Below are 16101 nucleotides of genomic sequence, written 5' to 3' on the forward strand. Positions count from 1 at the left end.
TTTGATGATTGGTTTTACGGTCCTTTTGGGTTGTGATAATTCTTCAAAAAAGGAAGGTCAGATCCAGGAAAGCGGTATTGTTGCCGGAGGGTTTAAACAGACCACATTGGGCAATTGTGATACAGTCCGGAACCAGGGCGTATCTATCCGGATGAAAATCTGGGAGCCTTCCGATTCGGGTAAATCTGCAAAATCCATTAGAACTCTGCTCGCCGGTAAAGTTGTAGAAAGGATTAATTCCTATGCTGATTCTGCGAGCATTGCTGCTAACCCGCAGGCTTACCATGATGCCAAAGCTTCTTTTGAGGTTTTCCAGAAGAATTATCTTGATTTCAAAAAGGATTTCCCTGATGCGCCGGGATGTTGGGAGGTAGCCCTTGAAGGTGATACGGTAATGGTTTCATCAAAAATTATCGCGTACAAGCTCGACCATTATTCATTTACGGGTGGCGCACATCCCAACAGTTTTCTCTCATTTCATGTATTTGATGGAAAAACAGGTGAAGAAAAAGACATGAAGGCGTACGTTTCGGATTCCGTAGCGTTGCTTAAAATAGTCGAAGCCGCCTTTCGAAAACTAGAAAACCTTACTCCTGATGTTAATTTAGAAGAGGTGGGTTATTTCCTTGCCGACCATAAATTTTTCCTCCCTGCGAATTATATATTTACCCGCCAGGGAGTTCTGTTCTTCTACAATCCTTACGAAATTGCTGCTTATGCCCGTGGTCCGATCGAATTCACTATACCTTATCAGGAATTGAAAGGCATAATAGATATGAATGATGTATTCTAAGCTAAATGTTACCTGAATCTCTGAAACTGTAGTAACCATCGTCCGTAAAAATAACATGGTCCAGAACAGGAAGGTCGAGCAGTAATCCAGCTTCTTTTATTTGCCGTGTAAGTTGTTTGTCTGCATGGCTGGGTATGAGCTGACCGGACGGGTGATTATGAACGAGTATTATGGCACTGGCCAGATGCTCCACAGCCAGTTTAAAGATCATCTTGATGTCCGCAGCCGTGCCCGATACGCCACCGACGCTGATGAGCAGCGTCCGCATTACATCATTGGCTCGGTTCAAAAGTAAAATCCAGAATTCTTCGTGGGGCTTATCCAACAGGTAAGCCTTCATTTCCTCGTAAACATCCAGAGAACGGGTTATCTTTCGTTTTCGGGTTGGAGAGATATCGGTTCTGCGACGGCCAAGTTCAAGGGCTGCGATGATGGTAATAGCCTTCGCCTTCCCTATGCCGCGGTTTTTTGTCAGATCTGAAATATTCAGTTTTGCCAGTTCATTAATATTATTACCCACGCTGCTCATAATACCTTTGGCGACATCTACTGCCGAGAGATCCAATGTGCCTGAGCCGATCAATATCGCGATGAGCTCTGCATCGGAAAGAGCTGTCCGACCCTTGTTTTCCAGCTTTTCGCGTGGCCTGTCTTCTTCTGACCAGCTTAGGATTCTGCGGGAAATGTGGTAACTATGTTCAGGCATATTGATACGTTTTAAAAGAAGTACTTTTCTTAGACGTAGCAAATCAAAATAGTAACCTTCTTTTCGAAAATTTATTTATTGTTCCAAAGCAGTCAGTGCAGCGCGCGCTTTGTTATCGATGCTGTTTTTGTATTCATGCTTTTTGTAGGACATGGCTTTTCTAAAATACATTACAGCTTTCTCCCTATCATTCTTATCAGAAAAAATGTAGCCAAGCTGCAGAGCAGACGACGCTCCAAAGCCGGACGAAGTATTTTGCGTCAAAGAAATAGCGCGTTCATAATATGGAACGGACAAGGTAGCTTGCCCTGATTTTTGGAAGATCCTGCCTTTCCGGTAATTGAATTCGGCTTTTTCAGACACGGACGTGAATGTCTTTTCTGAAACGCTTTCAATAAAATCGGTTGCCTCGCTAAGATAACCCCCGTCAGTAGCGTACCGGGCTTTATAAAGCACTTTTTGTTGAGCGGGAACTTTCCCGGCTGTAAAGTCTTCGGCAAACTTTTTGGCAAACTGGTCGCCTTCAATAATCGTATATCCCGTTTCACTGATTTTTTTCAAAAATGGCGCGGCATCATTATTCTTGTTATCAAGCCAGCGGCACATAAATAACTTCAAGTTGCTGTCCTTGATGTAGTTAAAGCCGTTATACTTTTTCTGAAAGTTAATATAATGTCCGAAAGCACTTTCGTACTCACCCTTTTGCAACAGGATTTCCCCTCGTAAATATTCGAGAAACGGGAATTGAATGTAAGCACTGCCGTGTGGAGCTTCTGCGAGATAATAACTGGCCTCTTCACTTTTTCCTTCTTTCATCAATATGGTCGTGGCAAAAAAGTGCAGGAGAAGGTTGTCGGGCTGCTCTTTCGGCCACTGGCGAATTTTGGAAAGCTGTGTTGGTGATAACTGCAGGGTGTAGGCGTGGAGTAACAGGTCGATCAACTCGGATTCCTGCCTGAAAAATGGTTCTTTTTCTATTACCGTATTCAGTTCCTGAATTCCGAGTTTAATATTTCCTCTCAGGCCGAGAATTTTGGTCACCCAGGTGTAATTGTCAGGTACCGAGCCGATTAATACATGTAATAAACCGAGTGATTTAAAAGTTGGAAGAAAGTCAGGGAATTTTTTTCTGTTTTCTTCCAGCAGGCGATAAGCTTTTATGATTTCCCAGGAACCACTTATTTCATTGCCGAATTTTAATTTGGCAAAAGCCCAGTGCATGCGTATTTCGGCCTGTAAAAAGCGCTTGTAGGGTGAAGTATCGGGAAGTTTCGCAATCTGTGAGAGTCGCAGGTCTTCTTTTGCTGAAAGTGATTGATAAGCTTTTCGGTCCTCTGAAATCAAAAGGTAATGCAGGTCCGCGTAGTTGTCCAGATAGGGGATAAGCGCATTGTCTGATTGCGAAGCCCGCTCTTCATTGATCAGCTTGGCGGCGGGTTGCAACCTTAGTTTTTGTATTTCAAAATAGGCTTTCTGCAGTTTTGGAGTAAATGAAATATTGTATGTAACGGATAGCGCCGGAGAAGGAAAAATACATCCTGCTATCAATATTGCCCAAATAGCAACATTGGTCCTGAGTTGGTAGCATTTTAATTTTATGCATTTCATTATCAAACACAAAAAAAGGTTGCCTTGCGCAGACAACCTTTATATATCCTATTTCAAAAAACTATCGGCGTTGATGAACTGGCTCTACGCTTTCTACATCTGCCAGGATACGTCCGCAATGTTCACAAACGATCAGTTTTTTTCTTTCACGTATATCTGCCTGACGTTGAGGCGGAACAATGCTGAAACATCCTCCACAAGCACCGCGGGAAACATGAACAACAGCGAGACCGTTCATCGAGTTGTCACGTATTTTCTGGTACGATTTCAACAGGCGGTCTTCAATTTTCTTGATGTGTTTTTCTCTTTCTTCGATCAGCGCTTTTTCTTCGGATTCGCTTTCGCTGGTAATCACCGAAAGTTCCCCTTTTTTTGCTTTCAGATCTTCATTTCTTTCGTTCAGGGTAGATTCAGCACGATTTGCATCTTCTTCTATCAAACGGATACGCGCACGGGCTTCGTTGATCTTCTTGTCAGCCAATTGCATATCCAGTTCCTGCAATTCGATTTCTTTGGTGATGGCATCATATTCGCGGTTATTGCGAACATTCATTTGCTGATCTTTGTATTTTTTGATCAACTTTTCACCGTCTTTCTGAGCATTCTTGAAATTGTCAATTTCAGTATTCAGATTGGCAATTTCACTTTTAAACTTTCCTAAACGTGTTTCGAAACCAATAATTTCATCCTCCAAATCCCGGACTTCCTCAGGAAGGTCCCCACGCGTTTTCAAAATTTCGTCCAGGCTTGAATCAATTTCCTGGAGTTTCAGGAGAGCGTCTAATTTTTGTGCGATTGTGTTTTCCATGTATGTCTTTTATGGACTTGTTTCAATGCGTAATATGGTGAAGATAGTCAGTTCTAGTTTTCTAACAGGTAATCAGACAAATAAGTTGATGAAATCACTTTCTAAACAAAATATCGGACCGGATTGGTATTGACATCTGACAAACAGAGTGCAAAATTAGGAAATTTTCCCGATAAATAGTTATGCAGTAAATTTTTAGTGAACACTTCACTTTCGTAGTGACCGATATCACAAATCATGATTTTATTTTCTGCGTCAAAAAACTCATGGTATTTATAGTCCGCGGTAACAAACGCGTCCGCTTTGTTCCTGATTGCATCGGGTAATAGAAAGCTTCCTGCACCGCCGCAGACGGCAATACGTCTGATCATTTTGTTTGCAGATTCGGTGTATTTGACCAGCGTGACATTCATACTGACTTTCAATAATTCAAGAAACTTCTCTACCGGCAGCGCTTCGGAAAGTTCGCCGACCGCTCCTGCGCCCACCTCCTGGTTCTCGTTTTCCAAGGCTGTTAGATAGTAGGCTACTTCTTCATACGGATGACTTTTTAAAAGGGCGGTCACGATATCATTTGTGAGATGGGACGGAAACATCACTTCGCACCGGTGCTCATGAACTTCTTCGAGTCGGCCGTCTTGCCCTATCGTAGGATTAGCGGATTCGCCGGGCAGAAAGGTGCCTGTCCCCTCAGTCCTGAAACTGCAGTTTTCATATTTTCCAATTTTCCCTGCTCCGGCTGCAAACAGTATGTCAAGAATTGCCTGTGTACTTTCTGTAGGCGCGAAAAAGGTAAGCTTCATAAGTAATTGTTTTTTTGGAGCAAGTACTTTGATGTTTTTCAATCCGAGCCTGTTAGCAATTTCCCAGTTCACGCCGGTCGCCACATGGTCAAGATTGGTATGGATTGCATAAATCGCGATATCATTTTTGATGGCTTTGATAACCGTTCGCTCCACATAGTTTTTGCCATTCAGTTTTTTGAGCCCTTTGAAGACGATCGGATGATGCGCGACGATGAGATTACAGTTTTTTTGAATAGCTTCTTCAACGATCTCCTCCGTCACGTCCAGGCTTAATAGAGCTCCTGTGACGCTCGTTTCATGCGAGCCGACGAGCAACCCGGCGTTGTCATAACTTTCCTGGTAGGAGGGAGGAGCAAGTAATTCCAGCTCGCGGATGATGTCTTTAATTTGTATCATATTGTCTAACTACAACTGTTTCATTTTCAGAATATTCCTCACAACTCGGTTTTTATTTTGTAAATAAAATAATTAAATTGGTGTCAGAAGTGTTGCAATGGAAAATAATAATACTAGTTTTGCACCACGTTTTACAGAAATACGCTGTGAAATAAACTGGTTTGGTAGTTCAGTTGGTTAGAATACATGCCCGGCTCACGTTGAGTGTCACGCATGGGGTCGCGGAGTTACGCAGCCCGGTTCGAGTCCCGTCCAGACCGCCAGTTTTTGAAAGTTTTGTAATGTTCTGGTTTGGTAGTTTAGTTGGTTAGAATACATGCCCGGCTCACGTTGAGTGTCACGCATGGGGTCGCGGACTTACGCAGCCCGGTTCGAGTCCCGTCCAGACCGCCAGTTTTTTGAAAGTTTTGTAATGTTCTGGTTTGGTAGTTCAGTTGGTTAGAATACATGCCTGTCACGCATGGGGTCGCGGGTTCGAGTCCCGTCCAGACCGCCAGTTTTTTTGAAAGTTCTTTATTTTTTGGTATTGGTAGTTCAGTTGGTTAGAATACATGCCCGGCTCACGTTGAGTGTCACGCATGGGGTCGCGGACTTACGCAGCCCGGTTCGAGTCCCGTCCAAACCGCCAGTTTTTTTGAAAGTTCTTTATTTTTTGGTATTGGTAGTTCAGTTGGTTAGAATACATGCCCGGCTCACGTTGAGTGTCACGCATGGGGTCGCGGACTTACGCAGCCCGGTTCGAGTCCCTTCCAGACCGCCAGTTTTTTTGAAAGTTCTTTATTTTTTGGTTTGGTAGTTCAGTTGGTTAGAATACATGCCTGTCACGCATGGGGTCGCGGGTTCGAGTCCCGTCCAGACCGCAAAAAGCTCAGAGAAATCTGGGCTTTTTTGGTTTTTAGGCGATATGATTGTCGTTACTTTTGGATCAAATTAAAAGCTATTTTTCCCCATTAACTTTAAAAACTTGCACCGGACCCTTGTTGGCCGAAACTACAATCAGTCGTTTGCCTTGACCATTCAGAGCAATCACAGACTTACAATCTCCGTCCGCCAAAAAACCGCTCTGCGGGAAAAGCAGTGGCTGAAAATTTCCTTTGCCATTGCCTTTCAATAGTAATCCGGTCAACGCATCGTACTGCCCCGCAACCGATTCCGCATCGTGGGCATTCCCGACAGCCAGTACATCAAGATGGCCATCCTGATCCAGATCTTCGACTAGTAGGCTCTGGATAGGCGCCCATTGGGCCGGCGCTGGTAGGGGAGTCATCCGAAAACCACTACCTGTATTTTCGAGATAAGTACTTTGTTGGTGGCAGGCTTGTAAAATCGTACTCATTTTTTTGCGATCCGGGGTGAGTAAATCTGAAGCTTTTGCCTTCGCATACATTGCGTAATTGGTAAACTGTTTTTTTATGACCGGCAGCTGGCGAGCCAGTTCGTCGCGGGAAGCAACCGGATATTCGACTCCATCAAGAAAATATGTTGAAATAGCGTCGAGGCGGCCATTGCCGTCATAATCGCCTGCATAAACACGCATGGGCTGATCCGCAGTTACCCTGTAACGGCTGTTGAGACCCATATTCCCGATTACAAAATCAAGGTCACCGTCATGATCAAAATCACCCGGACGGATACAGTTCCAGAACCCTTCGGAGCTTTTGAGCGAATGCGCAGGCGAAACCGATAATTTGCCACGGTTATTTTTAAAAACTGTAACAGGCATCATTTCACCCACAACGACCAGATCTAGCCAGTTATCCTGGTCGATATCAGCCCATGCCGCGTCTGTTACCATTCCTATTTTTCTCAAATTCGGAGCCAGCTCATCCGTAGCTTCCCGGAAAACGCCTCCTTCATTGATCAGCAGATAACTTTCACCCGGCAATGGATATTGCAGGGCTTTCAATCGCCCGCCCCGAAACAGATCAAGGTCACCGTCTTTATCAATGTCTGCCGCGACAATGCACGAGCCGCTATGCCGGATGGAAGGAAGCCGGTCGTTCGCCTCTGTAAATTTTCCTTTTCCATCATTCAGATATAGCCTGTCCTGATAGAATTCAGCCCCGTCGAGATATTCATTGGAACCGCTGACGATGTACAAATCATTGTCTCCGTCCCCGTCTGCATCGAATAAAAGCGCTCCGACATCTTCTTCGTCTTTGAGGCCGGATTCGCTTGTATAGCTTTTTTCAATAAACTTTCCGTCGGAAGTTTGTATCATCAATTTCCCATAGTGCCTGAACGAACCGCCTACAAAAAAATCCTCCAAGCCATCACCATTTACATCACCTGCCGCCAGTTTGGGACCTTGCTGCGAAAACTTGTGCGGCAAGAGCGGCTCTTGATTATAGTCCAGATAAAACTCCTCCTGATGACTGAACTGAATGCCTGATGAACCTGTCACGTTTGTTAGTAATGTTGTTTTGATCTTTTCCGGTTTTTTTATTTGCTCCTTAGCCTGGCGGTAATCAAAGGAGATCATTTTGTCGACGGCGGGCCGCCTTGATATCTGGGATTTTCCATCAGGCCAAACAACTGTCACTGAATCAATCAACGCTGAAGTGCCCAAACCAAAATGGATCATATAGTCAACTGACGACTGATATCCTCTTGTTACTGCCTGATGGTAATGTTGTGTAAGCTCACCGCTATAAAGCGTCACATCAGCGCCGAGACCGAATGCATTTTGCCTTGGCCCCAGCAATTTCACCTGGACGTAATGTGTATTGGTAGTGTTGTTTTGTAAAATATATGCAGCCTGATTGATATTGTTAACGACGAGATCCAGGTCCCCGTCGCGGTCCAGGTCGGCGTAAGCCGATCCGTTCGATAAGGATGTTTCGGCGCCGAACCAGGTAGCCGTCACATCTTCAAACGTCAGATCATGACCATTGCGAAAGAAGCGATTGGTCTTTTTGATACTCGGCATTTTAGTGGCTCCCTGTCGCAAATAGGCATTAATTTCTTCCGGCCTGAGGTTTGCCTTCGCGTAAGAATCGTTAAACGACACAAAGTCCAGGTCGGTAATGTCACGGAGGTAGCCGTTGGTAATAAACAGGTCACGCCACCCATCATTATCCAGATCAGCCAGGAGTGGCGACCAGCTCCAATCTGTGGCCGAAACTCCCGCAAACTGACCGATTTCTGAAAAAACCATCCGTCCATCGGCAGCTTTCCCGCCATTAATCTGTAGCATATTCCGCATAAACTGCGGATGATATCCTTCCCGGATAATGCTTTCAAATTGCTGGTAATTAGCCGGCCCGGCCATTTTTTTTCGCTGCTCATTGTCAGAAGGGAGCATATCGGCCACCATCAGATCCGTCAGTCCGTCGTTGTTGATATCGGCGGCATCGCAGCCCATCGAGAACTGGCTGTGATGCTTAAAGTATGTCTTACCCACTTCGATAAAGGCGGGGCCACCATTTGCTCCGTTTTTGTTATTGAGATACAAAAAATCATTGGCGAGAAAATCATTGGCCACATAGATATCCTCCCAGCCGTCCTGATTGAAATCTGCGATGGTCAGGCCCAGACCAAAACCGTCGTGCAGGATACCTGCGGAATTGGTGACCTCAATAAACTTTGGAGTCCCGGAGGTCGATTCGTTGCGGAAAAGCTTGTCATTCGCAAGTCCGGAGCCATCGGCGATCACTGGTGTCAACCGGTTTGGGTTACGGATAAGATTGGTGCTGGTAAGCAAATAAACATCCAGGTCTCCGTCTTTATCATAATCAAAAAACGCGGCCTGGTTCGTATAGCTTGTATCTGCAAGACCGTAACTTTCAGCACTTTCCTCGAACTGAACCTTCCCTCCATCTCGTGCACCCTTATTGATATACAGCTGGTTTTTCCGGATGCTGCCTTCGTAATTACCTGATTTGCAAACATAGATATCAAGTAACCCGTCAGCATTTATATCGGCCATGGTCACTCCGGTTGACCAGCCACCCCTTTTTATTCCGGCGGAAGACGTGACATCTTCAAAAGTCGGCGAGGCGGCACCCGGTTGGGTGGTATTGATATAAACACGGTCACCAACCTGGTTACCTGTGAAATACAGATCGGGCAAGTTATCGTTGTTCAGGTCGCCGATTGCTACGCCCCCGCCATTGTAGACGTAGTAATAATCCACAAGGTTAAAAGAGTCATTTTCGGTAACCGTATTCTTGAAATCAACACCGGTTTCGGAAGCGGTCAAAGTAGTGAATAGTGTCTTTTCCTTTTTCTGGCATGCAGACGCAATTAATGCGACCGATAGTAGCAGGAGGTATTTCATAGGGAGATGGGCGCGGGAAGCGATATTCAACGATATCTGTCGCGCTAAGCGCAGTCGAAGGGCGTTTGCACGATTCTTCGACTGCGCTTAGAAGGACAGATTGTACTCTGGTTTATAGCTTATTAAGCAAATAGCAACGCGTTATCTACTGCCATTCAGGGTTCTGGGTTACGTTTGGATTTCCCTGCAATTCTTTCAATGGCAATGGAAGCACATAGTCACGGGCTTTGAGCGTTCGGCCTACATTATATTTCGTAATGTAGTGTTTGATCCGGTCGCCGAGGTAATCCGGCTGTCCGCCCGGTTTGCTTTTTCTGCGTAGCTCGGGGTACATGACCTGTTCAAAGACAAATTCCTGCATTCTTTCGTGGATGATCGCATCCCGCAAAGCCGATTGAGACATGGTACCAAGTGCCGCCAGTCCAGCTCTGGCACGGACCTTATTGATGCCTGCCAGCTTATCACCTGCATTGCTTTCATTACAGGCTTCTGAATGCCCCAGTAATATATGTCGGCCAAACGGAAGTATACAGTATTCTTTTCCGTATTGTTATAATTGATACCCAGTTCTACCAGCTTTCCTGACCATGCCTTGCCAAAAACCAGCTGGGCCGGATCGGCGGGGTTGGCATCTGTTTTTACCACACCTCCAAAACGTGAAAGGTTGAAATCGGCGGTCGGGCTCCATTTTACCATGGGATATTGTCCATTTACCTTACCCAGCCTTCCGGTGGGATATGATTCGATAAAAGTCGCGCCAATCCGTTTGTCCTTGACGTCGTACGAAGCCCTGAATTCTTGTGTTGCACTAAGCCAGCTCCATCCGGCGCCACCCAGTTCACTCGGATAATCTTCGGGGTTGAAGTGGGCTGAATGGACATTCCATTCGCTGGCATTTGCAGCGGCGGATACCTGTCCTTCAAAAATCCGTTCGCCCTGGTTCTCGTGCGCGAGATCGAAGTTATGTCCAAAGTTTTCGTATAAGGTCAAACCGCTGTTGCTGATAATATCTTCGGCTGTAGCTTTGGCGTCGGCCCATTTCTCGTCCCAAAGCTGGGCTTTCATCAGGAGCGCTTTTGCTGCCCATTTTGTAGCCCTTCCAACGTCGGCCCCGGAGTAGGATGCAGGTAATATGTCCGCTGCGGCTTTGGCATCGGCATAGATCTGATCGATCACGGCGCGTTTTCCTCCTGCATTAGAAGGCAATTCACTGATCCCTTTCGTCGATTTGACGGTAACTGGCGGATTGTCGAAATAACTGAGCAGCCCATAGTAATAAAAGCCTCTCAGAAACTGGGCTTCGCCTTTCAAACGCTTTACCAAAGCGTCGTTCGCAGGATCATTCATTGCATCGGCAATTTCAATCGCCGCATTGGCACGATTGATAGAGCGGTAGCTGATAGACCAGTAGGCCTCAATATACTCGTCACCGGAACTGACATTGCCCAGATTGTATTGCAACGGCCCCTTTTCCCACCCGATCTGATCTCCCGTAAGGCATTCAAATACATAGCGGTCATAAAAATAACCGGAATACCCAGAGTTCAGGTCGTCGTAAATACCGTTGACTCCAAGCTGCAATTCGGTGGCCGACTTGTAAAACGTATCCGGGTTGATGAAGTCCGGCTTCTCTTGGAGATCCGCACAGCCCAGGAATGCAGCTATAATCGCCAGACTCACAAGGGCTTTTATGCCGGAAGATTTTATTTGATTCATATAATATCTTTTTAACAGGTTCATAGGTTAAATTCCAAGGTTAACGCCTACTGTAAACATCTTGGCCCGCGGATACGCATCGTAATCATCACCCCGGTTCAGGTTGTTCTGTCCCTGGTTGTTCACTTCGGGGTCGAAGCCTTTGTATTTAGTAATCAGGAAAAGGTTCTGACCACTTGCATAGACACGTGCGCTGCGAACGTATTTGTTTTTAAGCGGAACAGTGTAGCCGAGTGCCACATTCTGAAGGCGGATAAATGAGCCGTCCTGGATAAAAAATGAAGACCGGCGGAATGAAATAAAATCCCGGCGGCCATCTACGACGGGGCGGCTTGCATTGGTATTTGTAGGGGTCCAGGAGTCGGTCAGGATGTTTCCGATCTGATTGATCTTCTGTACACCGTCACCCATTTCAGATTGCTGAAGGTTCCGTACATCGTTGCCATGAACTCCCCGGAAAAATACAGATAGATCAAATCCTTTGAATTTAGCGCTGGTATTAAGTCCCCAGGTAAACTTCGGGTTCGGATTGCCGATGATCTGGTAATCGTCGGAAGTGTATTTGCCGTCACCATTTACATCTTCATATTTGGGGTACCCCGCACGCGCAGCGAAAGTCTTGCCTTCATCATCGCTTTGGAAAAGTCCGGTGTATTTGTAGCCCCTCCATACCCCGATGGCATTGCCGGGCTCTACCCAGCTGCCAAAAACACCAAGGTGCCCGCTTGTGCTGTTTGCGAAAAATGGCGTGCTTTTGCCCAGATCTGTGATTTCATTGCGCAGAATAGAAATATTTCCGCTCACATCCCATTTCAATGCTGCCCGGTCAACGATCTTATAATTGGTAGAAAACTCGATCCCCTTGTTAGACAGCGATCCCGAGTTCAGCATAATGGTGCTGAAACCGGTACTTTGCGGAATGGAGACGTCCAGCAGCAGATCGGTGGTTTTGTTGCTGAACACGTCAAACGTCATAGACAGTCGATTTTTCAGCAGCGCAACGTCCAGCCCCAGGTTCAGCATGGCTGTACTTTCCCATTTCAAATCCGGGTTCGCGATGCGGTCGGGGCCATATCCGGCGACCAACCCGTTTCCCAGAACATAATTGTAGGGGATAAGCCCGCCCAGAGAGCGGTAAACTGGTATCTGCGAGTTTCCTGTCAACCCGTAGCTGACGCGGAATTTGAAATCGTCGAATACTTTACCCAATCCTGAATTTGCAAAAAAACCTTCGTTAACTACACGCCAGCCAACGGCAGCGGAGGGGAAATTGGCCCATTTGTTGCTTGGCCCAAATTTGGACGAACCATCGCGGCGCACAGTTACCGTCAGCAGGTAACGGTCTTTCAAATTATAGTTGATCCGGCCAAGGAAGGAGGACAGCGTCCAGTCGAGCCGCCCGGAGGTAGGAATCTGCGGCTTGCTGCCATTTTGCATATTTACCGAAAGCGGATCATCTGAGGGCAACCCGCGCGTAGATGCGGCATTGATCTGGTTGTTTTCCTTTTGATAAGTATACCCCAGCGTCACGTCCAGATTGTGCCCTGGTATGATCTGCTTGTTATAAGTCAGGATATTCTCGTTCAGGATACTGCCAACGCTGCGGTTCGCCCTTTCCAGTTGGCGGTCGTACTGGCGGCCGATATAGGTGAACTTGTTGTAAAATGTAGTACGGTTGGCCGTTACCACGTCCGCTCCCAGACTGGTCCGGAATTTTAGCCCGTCCATGATATTGAACGTCAGCGCGGTAGTGCCGAAAAGACGGTTGATGTTGTCCCGGTCATATCCTTCCCGGGCTTCTGCAAGGGGATTGATGTTAAAACGCTGATCGTAGCTCGGGTAATTGTAATCTCCGTTCTGGTCGTAAATGGCAACCGTCGGATCAAGACCGAGTGCGGTGATCACAATACCGCCCGGGCCACCCCGGTCAGTGGCTACGTTGCTGCTTCCTGTCCGGTTGTAGGACCAGCTGTTGCTAAGGGTAGCCCGGCCGTTGAGAAAATCGTTGTCCAGATTCAACCGGAAACCGTATCGTTTGAAAAATGTATTTTTAACAACCCCTTTGTTGTCCAGGTAATTGGTTACGAAAGCATATCTCATACTCTTGCTTCCGCCGGTAAATGATAACTGGTGATTTGATAACCCGCCGGTCTGGGAAATGGCATCCAGCCAGTTCGTTCCCGCACCAATCTGGCTGATCTGTGCGTCGGTAAAACGGGGACTGCCGCCCTGGCTCGCTTCCAGGAGGTTGAGATAACGGGCATAATCCGAACCGTTCAGTACTTCTATCGGCCTCGCTATTTTCTGAAAAGAATAAGACCCTTCATAATCGACCCTGCTCTGTCCTTCTTTGCCTCGTTTGGTCGTGATCAATACCACCCCATTCGAACCGCGCGAACCGTATATGGAAGTTGCGGAGGCATCTTTCAGGATCTCAATCGATTCGATTTCGTTAGGGTTGATGGTCGCCATCGCGTTGCTGGCCTGGCGGTTGCCTGAGGTTCCCATTGCACCGTTATCTGGATACATCGGAAAACCGTCGATGACATACAGCGGCTCACTTCCGCTGTTGATCGAATTGGCCCCGCGCACGCGGATGGAAATCCCGCCGCCCGGAGCTGCCGAACTTTGGGTTACCTGCACGCCCGGTGCCCGGGACTGGATTGCCTGGTCGACCGACATTACTGGCATTTCTTTGATCGCATCCGCTTTGATAGTCGATACGGATCCAGTGAGGTCACTTTTCTTCACAGTACCGTAACCGACCACCACCACCTCTTCCAGGCTGCGGGAATCAACAAGCAGCTTAACCGTCATGTTGGTCTGGCTACCTGCCAGGATTTCCTGCGTTACATAGCCCACATAACTGAACACCAGGGTCTCATCTGAGGCGGTGCTGATCTGAAAAGCACCCTGCGCATCACTAGACGTACCACGGGTCGATCCTTTGATTGTGATCGTTACGCCAGGTATTCCGTTGTTGTCCTCGCCGACGACCTTGCCACTTGTGACGCTCTGCGCAAATGCGGTCAGTGTCATACAAACAACCAAGACGGCAGTTTGCAAACATCGTAAATAATGAATCATAGGTTAAGATAGGATTAAGTTGAGTGTTGACTGAAATCACTATTCAGTATAAGACAGTTTAACGAGAAAAACAATTAATCCAATTTATTACTTGTTAAATCACAGAAATTTGTAAATTCTTAACTTTGATTTCAAATCGGGGAGGCGGTTATGGATGGGCAATTCACGAAGCGAAGGCAATGTTCATTCCTCAGCCACAAGTGCATACGGGAAACTGACAGGCAAAAAGCGAAAAAATTATTTATTCAAAATCCAGTTTTTTATCCTTTTGACAAAATCGATTTTTCTCGGTTGTTCCCTTCCGTCGTGCGTTAGCGAGTTGTCATAATGATTTTCCAATTCCTTGGCATAGGCTATGGCTGTTTCATCTCCCTTTCTCAGGAGCTCGATAAAATGGCTGACCTCGTCGTTCAGCTTCCCATTCTGAGAAACGGTATTAAAATTACTCCTCTCGGAAATATCCTGATTTTTGTTAATCGGCTCTGAGTAATCCTGAGAAAAGTAATCGATGTGCCAGATTTCAGGATCAATTGATTTTAGCCGATTGGTTCCTCTTCGCTCATTTCTCCATGGGTTTTCTTTGGGAGGTAACTGGGCAAGAAAAAACATCCTGTCCCATAAAGTAAGCTGATGCGACATCAGATATCTGGATCTGGCATTGTCGACTTTCGAGACATTCAGCCCATGTATGAATTTCTCAGTAGGCAAAGTTTGATATATGTCAGCACTGTGAAGTTTTATCTGCTTATGACCTTTTTCCTGTACAAAGTCGAACAAATCGTCAAAAAACTCTTTACGTACCGGCTTGGAAAGCCACACGTCCTCCTGCATATAGATAACATAATCCTCCGTAATTTTCTCACGTAGTAAATAAGCCAGACGATCTGACCATTCTCCTTTACCGGATTTTATATTTTCAAAGCCTGGTATGTTGACATCGATTACTTCAGTCGCAAAATAATATTTGCACCTGATATCAGAATTCCAGAATTGATTAAAAAAATACTCAAACCCCTGATATAAAAATTCGTATCTATCACAAGCGTGCACCAGCAGAGCAAAGGTTTTCTGCGTTTTTTCCTGATTCATAAAGCTGATCCTTTCGTTTTGAGCCGTTAAGTTACATTGTAACTTGATAAAGAGTTCATCGCCGAAGCAAATGGTTGTATGAACCCCCCAAAAAACGAATGCAGCCGTTCATTCCGTTTAAGCCCTTGTTTTAGGTTCTTAATTCTTTTAAAAGGTACTAGGGCCAGCCGAATTATTTTATTCTTTTCCTGAAATAGTAGTAAAATGATTGCTCGCTTTTATCCCGGACTACGGCCGTGTCGTAATGCTCCCAATTATTAATTTCCATGAAATTCAGTAATGCTGAGGCAGATGTAAACCGGATCTCTTTTTTAGTTTCAGGATCGATTATCCTCTGGTTATCGGAATTGTTGTCCAGATACCCTGATCTGAAATTGCTCTTCTGCCCAAAGTCAACAAAAACATTAACTGATTTCCTGGATAACTTTTCCGCAATCAAAACTTCAATAATTCTGACGCTGTCGGCCTTATTGATGTCAACGTTCCCGACAACTATCTGAGAAACAGATGGTAATGCAAGCATGACAGAGAAAATTAGTGAAAATAGGTACCGCATTTGAAACGCATTTGAATGTTATCTATATGTGACGCCGCAAAACTGAATAATTCTCATAACATGTGCTTTCCGGGAAATCGTATTTAACAATTTCATAATTTAATAGTATCCCCGGGCAAGGCTGGGATTATTGAAGCGGAAGGAGGCAATACTGGCTTTACCGGTGAGATAGACCTGGCTGTACTTTTGATTCTGAGCTGGCAAAAGCCTGAATTCCTTCACAAGTAGTGATTTATGTTTTGATGCTTTTGTCATAA

At 45.8% G+C, this 16101-nt stretch carries 11 protein-coding genes, 6 tRNA genes and 1 pseudogene; 7 read left to right on the forward strand and 11 right to left on the reverse strand.

What is annotated here, in order from left to right; all coding sequences use genetic code 11:
* Positions 1–4: 4 nt before the first annotated feature.
* On the forward strand, positions 5–793 hold the full coding sequence (locus FBF61_RS13465; protein ID WP_229215033.1) for a PdaC/RsiV family protein: 789 nt from the start codon (positions 5–7) through the stop codon (positions 791–793).
* 1 nt (position 794) lies between these two features.
* Here FBF61_RS13465 and radC read toward each other — a convergent pair whose 3' ends face one another.
* The 4 genes from radC to FBF61_RS13485 form a co-directional block, all read right to left on the reverse strand.
* Positions 795–1499 carry a RadC family protein gene (gene radC, locus FBF61_RS13470; RefSeq protein ID WP_138477881.1) on the reverse strand — a complete coding sequence of 235 codons (705 nt, stop codon included), beginning with the start codon at positions 1497–1499 and terminating at the stop codon, positions 795–797.
* 75 nt (positions 1500–1574) lie between these two features.
* Positions 1575–3107, reverse strand: coding sequence for a tetratricopeptide repeat protein (locus FBF61_RS13475; protein WP_138477883.1), 1533 nt, complete (start codon positions 3105–3107; stop codon positions 1575–1577).
* 61 nt (positions 3108–3168) lie between these two features.
* Positions 3169–3915, reverse strand: a complete 747-nt coding sequence (locus FBF61_RS13480) for a zinc ribbon domain-containing protein (protein WP_138477885.1) — start codon at positions 3913–3915, stop codon at positions 3169–3171.
* A gap of 101 nt (positions 3916–4016) precedes the next feature.
* Positions 4017–5117, reverse strand: coding sequence for a Nif3-like dinuclear metal center hexameric protein (locus FBF61_RS13485; RefSeq protein WP_138477887.1), 1101 nt, complete (start codon positions 5115–5117; stop codon positions 4017–4019).
* A 158-nt stretch (positions 5118–5275) separates the two neighbouring features.
* Between FBF61_RS13485 and FBF61_RS34605 the strand changes: the two genes are divergently transcribed.
* The 6 genes from FBF61_RS34605 (at position 5276) to FBF61_RS13495 (ending at position 5977) form a co-directional block, all read left to right on the forward strand.
* A tRNA-OTHER gene (locus FBF61_RS34605) sits at positions 5276–5380 on the forward strand.
* Between the two features lie 25 nt (positions 5381–5405).
* Positions 5406–5510: transfer RNA gene (locus tag FBF61_RS34610), tRNA-OTHER, on the forward strand.
* A 26-nt stretch (positions 5511–5536) separates the two neighbouring features.
* Positions 5537–5613, forward strand: a tRNA-Asp gene (locus tag FBF61_RS13490).
* Positions 5614–5639: 26 nt separating this feature from the next.
* Positions 5640–5745, forward strand: a tRNA-OTHER gene (locus FBF61_RS34615).
* Positions 5746–5771: 26 nt separating this feature from the next.
* Positions 5772–5877: transfer RNA gene (locus tag FBF61_RS34620), tRNA-OTHER, on the forward strand.
* 26 nt (positions 5878–5903) lie between these two features.
* Positions 5904–5977, forward strand: a tRNA-Asp gene (locus tag FBF61_RS13495).
* 77 nt (positions 5978–6054) lie between these two features.
* Here the strand turns inward: FBF61_RS13495 and FBF61_RS13500 are convergent.
* From FBF61_RS13500 to FBF61_RS34625, 7 genes and pseudogenes are all read right to left on the reverse strand, one after another.
* Positions 6055–9396: a VCBS repeat-containing protein gene (locus tag FBF61_RS13500; protein WP_138477889.1), complete on the reverse strand. Its 3342-nt coding sequence runs from the start codon at positions 9394–9396 to the stop codon at positions 6055–6057.
* A 145-nt stretch (positions 9397–9541) separates the two neighbouring features.
* Positions 9542–9925 (reverse strand): RagB/SusD family nutrient uptake outer membrane protein, encoded by a 384-nt coding sequence (locus FBF61_RS35070; RefSeq protein WP_310590273.1) that lies wholly within the window; start codon positions 9923–9925, stop codon positions 9542–9544.
* 590 nt (positions 9926–10515) lie between these two features.
* Positions 10516–11136: pseudogene (locus FBF61_RS35535) on the reverse strand (RagB/SusD family nutrient uptake outer membrane protein); the annotation flags it as partial.
* A 3-nt stretch (positions 11137–11139) separates the two neighbouring features.
* Positions 11140–14151, reverse strand: coding sequence for a SusC/RagA family TonB-linked outer membrane protein (locus FBF61_RS13510; RefSeq protein WP_229215034.1), 3012 nt, complete (start codon positions 14149–14151; stop codon positions 11140–11142).
* A gap of 285 nt (positions 14152–14436) precedes the next feature.
* Positions 14437–15288 (reverse strand): hypothetical protein, encoded by an 852-nt coding sequence (locus FBF61_RS13515; RefSeq protein ID WP_138477894.1) that lies wholly within the window; start codon positions 15286–15288, stop codon positions 14437–14439.
* Between the two features lie 172 nt (positions 15289–15460).
* Complete coding sequence (locus FBF61_RS13520) at positions 15461–15811, reverse strand: hypothetical protein (protein ID WP_138477896.1); 351 nt, start codon at positions 15809–15811, stop codon at positions 15461–15463.
* 132 nt (positions 15812–15943) lie between these two features.
* The gene (locus FBF61_RS34625) at positions 15944–16099 is read right to left on the reverse strand and encodes a hypothetical protein (RefSeq protein WP_166444511.1); all 156 of its coding nucleotides are present in this window, start codon (positions 16097–16099) and stop codon (positions 15944–15946) included.
* Between the last annotated feature and the right edge of the window lie 2 nt (positions 16100–16101).

Origin of the sequence: Dyadobacter bucti (genome assembly GCF_005869225.1) — a bacterium.
GTDB lineage: Bacteria > Bacteroidota > Bacteroidia > Cytophagales > Spirosomataceae > Dyadobacter > Dyadobacter bucti.

What these genes read in the sequence shown, in the direction of transcription:
- FBF61_RS13465 (WP_229215033.1), top strand. Translation starts at nt 5, where the DNA reads ATGATTGGTTTTACGGTCCTTTTGGGTTGTGATAATTCTTCAAAAAAG.
- radC (WP_138477881.1), bottom strand. Translation starts at nt 1,499, where the DNA reads ATGCCTGAACATAGTTACCACATTTCCCGCAGAATCCTAAGCTGGTCA.
- FBF61_RS13475 (WP_138477883.1), bottom strand. Translation starts at nt 3,107, where the DNA reads ATGAAATGCATAAAATTAAAATGCTACCAACTCAGGACCAATGTTGCT.
- FBF61_RS13480 (WP_138477885.1), bottom strand. Translation starts at nt 3,915, where the DNA reads ATGGAAAACACAATCGCACAAAAATTAGACGCTCTCCTGAAACTCCAG.
- FBF61_RS13485 (WP_138477887.1), bottom strand. Translation starts at nt 5,117, where the DNA reads ATGATACAAATTAAAGACATCATCCGCGAGCTGGAATTACTTGCTCCT.
- FBF61_RS13500 (WP_138477889.1), bottom strand. Translation starts at nt 9,396, where the DNA reads ATGAAATACCTCCTGCTACTATCGGTCGCATTAATTGCGTCTGCATGC.
- FBF61_RS13510 (WP_229215034.1), bottom strand. Translation starts at nt 14,151, where the DNA reads ATGACACTGACCGCATTTGCGCAGAGCGTCACAAGTGGCAAGGTCGTC.
- FBF61_RS13515 (WP_138477894.1), bottom strand. Translation starts at nt 15,288, where the DNA reads ATGAATCAGGAAAAAACGCAGAAAACCTTTGCTCTGCTGGTGCACGCT.
- FBF61_RS13520 (WP_138477896.1), bottom strand. Translation starts at nt 15,811, where the DNA reads ATGCTTGCATTACCATCTGTTTCTCAGATAGTTGTCGGGAACGTTGAC.
- FBF61_RS34625 (WP_166444511.1), bottom strand. Translation starts at nt 16,099, where the DNA reads ATGACAAAAGCATCAAAACATAAATCACTACTTGTGAAGGAATTCAGG.